This window comes from Arthrobacter sp. UNCCL28 (genome assembly GCF_900102805.1).
GTDB classification, from domain to species: domain Bacteria; phylum Actinomycetota; class Actinomycetes; order Actinomycetales; family Micrococcaceae; genus Arthrobacter; species Arthrobacter nicotinovorans_A.
Window position 1 is genome coordinate 107,822 of sequence record NZ_FMWE01000009.1, and the last position, 7,750, is coordinate 115,571.

The window sequence follows — 7,750 nt, forward strand, 5'->3', positions numbered from 1 at the left end:
GAACCACTGCGGGGAACACGTGACCAACTGTGATCCAGGTCATCTCTGAACCTGAATATACTCGGACTTCCTACTAATTTCCAGAGGGTGCCGTGAAGGTGGTCAGTGGACCTCCTTCATCCCCTTATACGCCTCCAGGGCATCGGCCCGGGTAGCTTTCAGGTCAACGATTTCCTCCGGATAATCGGGCGTTCCGAACTCGGGAAGCCAGTGGGCAATGTACTTTCCCTGCGGATCGAACCTGGTCCGCTGGGCCTCAGGGTTAAAGATCCGGAAGAAGGGCGAGGCATCCGCCCCGGAGCCCGCCACCCACTGCCAGTTGGCAGGATTCGACGCCGGATCGGCATCCACCAGGGTGTCCCAGAACCACTGCTCACCGAGCTGCCAATGGATGCCCAGGTTCTTGACGAGGAAGCTGGCAGCCACCATGCGGACACGGTTATGCATCCAGCCGGTGTGCCACAGCTGGCGTTGCCCGGCGTCCACCATGGGGAAGCCGGTACGGCCCTGCTGCCATGCGCGGAACTCTTCCGGCGCGCCCTCATGCCCGGGGTGTTTCCCGTTTGCTCCGTTACTACCGGGCCAAGCCCACGGGAACCGGTCAAACTCGGGGCGAAGGTTGGCTGTGGCGATCTCCGGGTTGTGGAAATACTGATGCCAGCAGAATTCGCGCCAGCCGAGCTCGGAGGCATAGATGCTTGCACTTTCGGAACGTTTGGATCCCAGCGCATGCCACACTTCAAAGGGGCTCAGCTCGCCCCACCGCAGGTAGGGAGACAAGCAACTGCTGCCATCAGTGTCCGGGCGGTTCCTGCCCTCGCTGTAGTTATCCAGTCCGTCCGCCACGAACGCAGCGAGCCGCTTGTGCCCGGCAGCTGACCCAGGGGTCCACATCTCCGCCAATCCACCGGACCAGTCCGGGGTGGTGGGCAGCAGCTGCCAGGAATCCAGGTCATCGTACGCCGGCAACTTTCCGGTGAATCCGTGGCCTTTTGCCGGGACGGCCAGCGGTTCACGGAATTCCTGGGCTGACACTGTCCGCCAGAAAGGCGTAAAAACCTTGTATTGTCCGCCCGTTTTGGTGGTGACATTCCACGGTTCATGAAGGAGGGAGGCCTGGAAACTAGCCACATGCAGGCCGGCCTCGCCCGCCCAAGCCTTGAGTCCGGCGTCGACCGTCCGCTCGGCCGCACCGTAGCGACGGTTCCAGTACAGCGCGCCCGCGCCCAGCGTCGTCGCCGTTTTCTGCACGATGTCCGCGGCAGGACCGCGGCGGAGCAGCAGCGGGATGCCGAGTTTGTCCAGGTCCTCACGCAGCGCCGTCAGCGAATGGTGGAGCCACCAGCGTGCGGCGCCCCCGTGGGCCCGGATGCCCGGCGACTCTTCGTCGAGGACGAACAAAGCCACGGCTTCGCCGTCGTCGACGGCGGCCCGCAAGGCCGGATTGTCGGCGACCCTCAGGTCGTCCCGGAACCATACGATGGACGGTTTCATCAATTCCTTTCAGCGCACACTCCGGAAACGGGAACAGCCCGAGCCCCCTATGAAATCCTAGGGGCACGGGCTGGACGCTGGCTGTTGAATGAAATCAGGCGATGGACGGAACTGCTTCCTCCGCCATATCCGAAAGGGCGGCGGTGCTGGCCTCAGTCTCATGCCACATGGGAACGCTGTTCACCACATAGTCCCTGGCGGCCGGGCCTACCATGCTCATCCCGGCGTAGATCCTGTGGCCATTTTCTTTAGTGGGCCTGAGCCCCTCAAGTTCCAGGGCTGTCTTGAAAGCGGAGTCGGGAATGGGAATCTTACGTCCAAGAACGCACCAGCTGATGTACAGGCCGTAGAAAGTGTCAAAATCCAAGCCGTTCTCAGTGTCGTCCTCAAACACCACACAGTCGCGAATAAAGCTGCCAATTTGGGTGTCGGTCATTACGGGCCTCCGGCGTCGGAAGAAAAAGCGGGCCGCCGGGCTGCATCAGCGAATGTCCTATCCCTCACTATAGACCCGTTCGGGTTACCCGGACGACGAAATGAGGTTAACTCTGGGTTGGGGGTGGAAAATCCCGTGTCGTGGCGGGAGATTATTGAATAGCTGCCTTAAGCTCTTTCGCCGCCAGTTCCGGGTCGGCCGCGCTGTAGATCGCGCTGCCGGCAACTGCCACGTCCGCACCGGCCAACTGCACGGCTCCAATGGTTGAGGCAAAGCCCTGGTGGGGCTGCGGACCCTCAGTGACCACACCAACAATCTGGTGGAGGAGCCTGTGGCCAAAGCGTTCGAACGGCTCCGGGAAGACCTCCGGCCACTCATGCACTTCAGCAACATCGACATCCAGTTCATCGAACCACCGGCGAACGGCAGGGCACTGCCCGGAGAGGTGGCCCACGCAGCCAGGGCTGTGGTTCGGGGCTTGGTCCTGGCGATCGCAGAGCAGTCGGAGGTTCATCGGGTCCGGGCCCAGTGGGACTGCGACGGCGAGAACCTGCTGATCAACGTCAGGGACGACGGCGGCGGTGAGCTTTCCCCTCAGGGACCCAACCTGGAACGGTTGCTTCAACGCGTGCAGGCTGTGGACGGGACCATGAACGTGGAGATCATGCCGGGATGGGGAGCCGACATCTCCGTGGTCCTGCCGCTCGATCCGCCATCAACTCCGGCAGGGGATGCAGCCGGATGGGGGCTGGCCGCCCGGGAACTTGAAGTTCTTCAACTGCTGGCCGCGGGCCAGCGTAACCGGACGATCGCGACGGACCTCGGCATCAGCGAAAATACCGTGAAATTCCATCTCCGGAACCTCTTCCGAAAACTGGACGTCCGGTCCCGCACTGAGGCCATTGCGCTGGCCCACAGTGCGGGACTCCGGTAGCCGTACTAGGCGTCGATCACCATGTCGGTGAGCGCGGTGGAACAGCAGGGCAGGAATTTTCCGGCGTCGATTTCCCGGGCGCGGATGCCGCCTTGGTGGTTCATCTCCACATCCCCTGAAAGCTTGACGACTTTGCAGGAGCCGCACATGCCTTCCTTGCAGTTGGCGCCGATCCTGACGCCCGCACGCTGGGCCGGGCCGAGGATGTGCTCGGTGGGGTCGACGCGCACGTTAATGCCCGTCCGCAGGAAGGACAGGGTGAGGCTTCCCGTTCCCACAGTGTCAAAGCTCGACGAGTCAGGGGCAGCGGCCTCCTGCCCGGCGTGAGGACCGGCGTCGGAAGCTTCAGTACCTGCCGCCTCCGGATCGGTGGTTTCCAGCGGCAGGCCGGTGGCTTTCAACGTTCCTTCAGCGTCGTAACCCGGCTCGTAGAGTCCAAACGCCGTGGGTTGGCTTTCGTAGTAGTCCTCGGCGGAATCGGCGATTTCCTCGGCGATTTCCTCCGCAATGTCCGCTGCAAGGGCCAGCTCCGCCTGGTATTCGAGGATGGTCTGGCGATCACCCGTGAAGAACTCCATGTGGATGGAGGTATCGTCCACGCCCACCTTCCCCAGGAGCTCCGTGGCAGTGTTCAAGTAGCCTTCAGGACCGCAGGCATAGACCTGGCGGCCGTTGGCATCGGGTGCCACTTCCTCGAGCATGGCGGCCGTCAGCCGTCCCGTCAGGCCCTCCCAGTCCTCGGGCTTGCCTCGGTCACCCAGGGAATAGAAGACCTTGATGCGCGAGTCCACCGAGGCAATGTAGGCAAGCTCCTTATTAAAGGCAAAGCCTTCGGCTGCCGCGCCGTGATACAGCACCACCACATCGGCCTGTCCGGGCAAGGAGTGGATGGTCCGCACCATGGACATGATGGGCGTGATGCCTGCACCGGCGGCCAGCAGGAGGTACCGCGCCCGCCTGTCTGCATCAGGGAGGTGGAAGGCGCCCACCGGCCCCAGCATCTCAAGGACCGTGCCGGGTTTGATGTTCTCGTGCACCCACGGCGAAACCAGCCCGGTGGGATCCCGTTTGACCGTAATGTCAAAGGTCCACGGCTTGGTGGGCGCACTGGACAGCGAGTAGCTGCGGTCCGCAGGGTCCTGGTCCCCGCCGTTCACCGGGAAGGCAACATTGACGTACTGGCCGGCACGGAAGGCCAGGGGTGCGCCGTCGGAACGGCGGAACACGAAGGTCATCATGCCGCCCACTTCGGGAACAACTTCCACGCATTCGGCCATGAACTCCTGCGGATGCCAGGGACCCAGGGCACGGGCGGCACTGGCTGGCCCCTCGGTGCTGCCCATGACCCTGTTCCATGGCATTTCAAGACCACGGATGCGATGGGGCTCCTGGACCACTGTCTCGGTGAGGACTTCGGTCATGCCAAGTGCTCCTGGACACGCTGGACGTACCAGTTGATGAAGGCCTCCACCTGGTACTCGCTCTTCATGTACGGGCCGGGCTCGTAGGCAGGGCTGCCGGCACCGGTCTGGCACAGCTCCACGAACGCCTTGTCCTGCAGGTTGGTCTGCTTCCAGGTGTAGGTGAGCTTCTCGAGGTCATAGTCCACGCCTTCCACGGCGTCATCGGCAACCAGCCAGGTGGTGCGCACCAAGGACTGGTGTTCATTGATGGGGAAGACGCCGAAGGTGATGACGTGGTCGCTCTGGAAATGGAACCAGCTGTTGGGCTGCAGGTGCATCGAGCAGCGGCCCAGGCGGAAGTCCCGCAAGTCGCCGAGCAGCTTCTTGGAGAGCCTGCGGCCATCGGGCGAGAACGACTCGCCTTCGCCGTCGAGCGATTCGCGTGAAATGCGGATGCCGGCGATCCTGGTGTCGAGCTCCTCCACAACCTCGTACGGAAGGCCGTAGCGGCGGCAACGCTCCTCGAGGGAGGACTGTGCTTCCTTGTTGCGGTCCCACACTTCTTCAAGGTGGGCTGGAATCAGGCCCTCGGTCAGTCCCCACGTGGGGAAGAGCGAGCACGCGAGCTCCGGGTGGCCGTCGCAGTGGTAGCACTCACGGTTGTTTTCCATGACGAGCTTCCAGTTGCCCTCTTCGATGATGTTCTGCTGGTAGGCAATCTTCGTCTTGGACAGATCGTGGGGTGCGAGGTAGGGCTCGAAGATCTTGGAGGTCTCATCAAAATCGGTGGGGGGCTCGTCCGCTACGCAGACGAAGATGAGTCCGGCCACTACCCGGCTGTGGGCACGCTTGAGGCCGAAGCAGCTCTTGTCGAACTTGGTCTCGCCCGGCGCCGAAGCGTGGATCAGGTTCCCTTCCGGTGAGTACGTCCAGGAGTGGTAGCCGCACACCAGGTTTCCCGTGGAGCCTGCTGTTTCGGTCAGGACGCGGGCACCGCGGTGGCGGCAGACGTTGTGCAGGACGTTCACGCCGCCGTCGTCATTGCGCAGCACGATCAGGGAGTAGGGACCATAGTCGACGGTGACGTAGTCGCCCGGCTCCGGCAGTTCGGCGATGCTGGCGGCGAAGATCCAATGCTGGCCGAAGATGGCCTCCATGTCGATCTTGAAGATCGTGGAATCGGTGTAGAAGGGCGCGTCCAGGGAAAATCCCTTACGCCGGAACTCGAACAAACCGCTGATCTCTGCCAGCTGCTCTGCAGGCAAGGATGAAGCGAGTTTTCCACGTGAGTTGAGGGGCAAGACTGGTGCAGACATATGTTTCCTCCCGGGAGGCGTGGGTCAGAGTGTGTTTCGTGGGGAGCACGGCTGCGTTGGGGGCGAGCGGCGTTGTCGAAAACCTTATAGTCATGAGATTAGGGACGATTGAACCGCAACAAAAGCGCAAGATTCAGAAGATAACCGTGCACAATAGGTGCATGATCGATGCGAGGCTCATCACACTCCGGGTGTTCGCCCGCTGCGGCACTATTGGCGCCACAGCGGAGCTCACCGGCTACTCCCCCTCCGCCGTCTCCGCGCAACTCCGCGAGCTCCAGCGCATGCTGGGAATGCAGCTGCTGACCAAAGACGGCCGGGGCGTTCGATTGACTGCCACGGGACGCTTTTTGGTGACAGGCTCGGACGCCCTGATTGCCGAATGGGAGAGTTTGCGGGCAGCGGCCATGGAGGCCGGCGACCAAGTGCAGTCACATTTCGGGCTCGGCGGATTCTCGACGGCGGCCGCACAGTTGCTGGCACCGCTCGCCGCCACGCTGCGCTCGACGCGTCCCCTGCTGGAAGTCCAAGTGCTGGAGGCCAACCCGGCCCGTTGTTTCGACTTGCTGGTGGCAGAACGAATCGACCTCGCCGTAATCGTCGCCATGCAGTCCGAAACCTACGGTGAGGACGATCCCCGGTTCGAGCAGACCGTGCTGTTGGACGATCCCCTGGACGTGATCATTCCCGCGGACCATCCACTGGCAGCGCAGGAATCGGTAACGCTCGAAGAGCTTGCCTCCGAACCTTGGATCACCGAGGCCGCCGGCTCCACGTACCACTCCCTCTTCACAGCCGCCTTTACAGCCGTGGGGGTGACACCCCGGGTGGCGCACGAGGCAGTGGAATGGGAAACCCAGATAGCGTTCGTGGGCGCAGGCCTGGGCGTCGGCCTGCTTCCAAGGTTGGCACCCCTGAACAACGCGGAGAATGTTGTCCGGCTGCGCATCACGGGAAAGGGCAAGCCCACCCGACGCATTGTGGCTGCGGCACGGCGGGGCAGCATCGCCTCACCACTGATCCAGGAATCGCTCAGCATTTTGCAGGAGAGCGCTCAAAGGATCCTTACGGCCCGGCCGGAAGACGAGCGCTGAACCCAAGAGCCGCCTAAGCCCACACCTGGTAGCCCGTGGACTTATCGAAGAGCTTCCGGGTGGACAGCCCCTCGCGCCCAACACACCAAAAACGGGACGGTGGGCGCTGATCCGGCAGTGTGCGTAAAAGGGCCCCCGCCCCAACCACCGCGAAAGTGGCGGCAGCGGTTGCGGGGAATAGCACACAGAGGATCAGCGCCCACCGGGCGCAGCGGAAACTTACCATCCACGTTCTGCGAGGCGGTGGGGCTGCGGGATGTCGTCCACGTTGATGCCCACCATGGCTTCGCCGAGGCCGCGGGAGACCTTGGCGATGACATCGGGGTCGTCGTAGTAGGCGGTGGCGTTGACGACGGCGGCGGCGCGCTCTGCCGGGTTGCCGGACTTGAAGATGCCCGAACCAACGAACACACCGTCGGCGCCGAGCTGCATCATCATCGCGGCATCAGCCGGAGTAGCGATGCCACCGGCAGTGAACAGCACGACGGGGAGCTTGCCGGTAGCGGCAACTTCCTTGACCAGTTCGTACGGGGCCTGCAGTTCCTTGGCCGCAACGTACAGCTCGTCCTCGGGAAGGGCTGCGAGCTTGGCGATCTCGGAACGGATCTTGCGCATGTGCCCGGTGGCGTTGGAAACATCGCCGGTGCCGGCCTCGCCCTTGGAACGGATCATCGCTGCGCCCTCGTTGATGCGGCGCAGCGCCTCACCAAGGTTGGTGGCACCGCAAACGAAGGGGACGGTGAAGTTCCACTTGTCGATGTGGTTGATGTAGTCGGCCGGGGTCAGGACCTCGGACTCGTCGATGTAGTCAACACCGAGGGACTGCAGGACCTGGGCTTCAACGAAGTGGCCAATGCGGGCCTTCGCAATGACCGGGATGGACACCGCGGCGATGATCGCATCGATCATGTCCGGGTCCGACATGCGGGACACGCCGCCCTGGGCGCGGATATCGGCAGGCACTCGCTCGAGCGCCATGACAGCCACGGCACCGGCATCCTCGGCGATGCGGGCCTGCTCGACGTTAACGACGTCCATGATGACGCCGCCCTTGAGCATCTCCGCCATGCCCC

The 7,750-nt window shown here is 63.0% G+C and carries 7 protein-coding genes and 1 pseudogene; 2 read left to right on the plus strand and 6 right to left on the minus strand.

Annotation, left to right across the window (positions count from 1 at the left end):
* Window positions 1–102 precede the first annotated feature (102 nt).
* From BLQ01_RS19675 to BLQ01_RS19685, 3 genes are all read right to left on the minus strand, one after another.
* Window positions 103–1,494 (minus strand): cryptochrome/photolyase family protein, encoded by a 1,392-nt coding sequence (locus BLQ01_RS19675; RefSeq protein ID WP_026542256.1) that lies wholly within the window; start codon window positions 1,492–1,494, stop codon window positions 103–105.
* A 94-nt stretch (window positions 1,495–1,588) separates the two neighbouring features.
* Window positions 1,589–1,930 carry a hypothetical protein gene (locus BLQ01_RS19680; protein ID WP_026542255.1) on the minus strand — a complete coding sequence of 114 codons (342 nt, stop codon included), beginning with the start codon at window positions 1,928–1,930 and terminating at the stop codon, window positions 1,589–1,591.
* A 151-nt stretch (window positions 1,931–2,081) separates the two neighbouring features.
* Window positions 2,082–2,237 (minus strand): hypothetical protein, encoded by a 156-nt coding sequence (locus BLQ01_RS19685; RefSeq protein WP_302846724.1) that lies wholly within the window; start codon window positions 2,235–2,237, stop codon window positions 2,082–2,084.
* On the opposite strand from BLQ01_RS19685, the pseudogene BLQ01_RS19690 reads away from it, so the two are divergent.
* Window positions 2,202–2,864 (plus strand): annotated as a pseudogene (locus BLQ01_RS19690) (LuxR C-terminal-related transcriptional regulator); the annotation flags it as partial. The gene BLQ01_RS19685 and the pseudogene BLQ01_RS19690 sit on opposite strands and share 36 nt — an antisense overlap.
* A 5-nt stretch (window positions 2,865–2,869) precedes the next feature.
* Here the strand turns inward: BLQ01_RS19690 and BLQ01_RS19695 are convergent.
* Window positions 2,870–4,285, minus strand: a complete 1,416-nt coding sequence (locus BLQ01_RS19695; RefSeq protein WP_026548168.1) for a ferredoxin reductase — start codon at window positions 4,283–4,285, stop codon at window positions 2,870–2,872.
* Complete coding sequence (locus BLQ01_RS19700) at window positions 4,282–5,583, minus strand: aromatic ring-hydroxylating oxygenase subunit alpha (RefSeq protein WP_026542250.1); 1,302 nt, start codon at window positions 5,581–5,583, stop codon at window positions 4,282–4,284. The genes BLQ01_RS19695 and BLQ01_RS19700 overlap by 4 nt, the downstream gene beginning before the upstream one ends.
* A 161-nt stretch (window positions 5,584–5,744) precedes the next feature.
* Between BLQ01_RS19700 and BLQ01_RS19705 the strand changes: the two genes are divergently transcribed.
* Window positions 5,745–6,677 carry a LysR family transcriptional regulator gene (locus tag BLQ01_RS19705; RefSeq protein WP_091553810.1) on the plus strand — a complete coding sequence of 311 codons (933 nt, stop codon included), beginning with the start codon at window positions 5,745–5,747 and terminating at the stop codon, window positions 6,675–6,677.
* Window positions 6,678–6,896: 219 nt separating this feature from the next.
* On the opposite strand, the gene pdxS is transcribed toward BLQ01_RS19705, so the two are convergent.
* Window positions 6,897–7,750 (minus strand): pyridoxal 5'-phosphate synthase lyase subunit PdxS (gene pdxS / locus BLQ01_RS19710; RefSeq protein ID WP_091553846.1); only part of this gene is annotated, 854 nt, incomplete at its 5' end.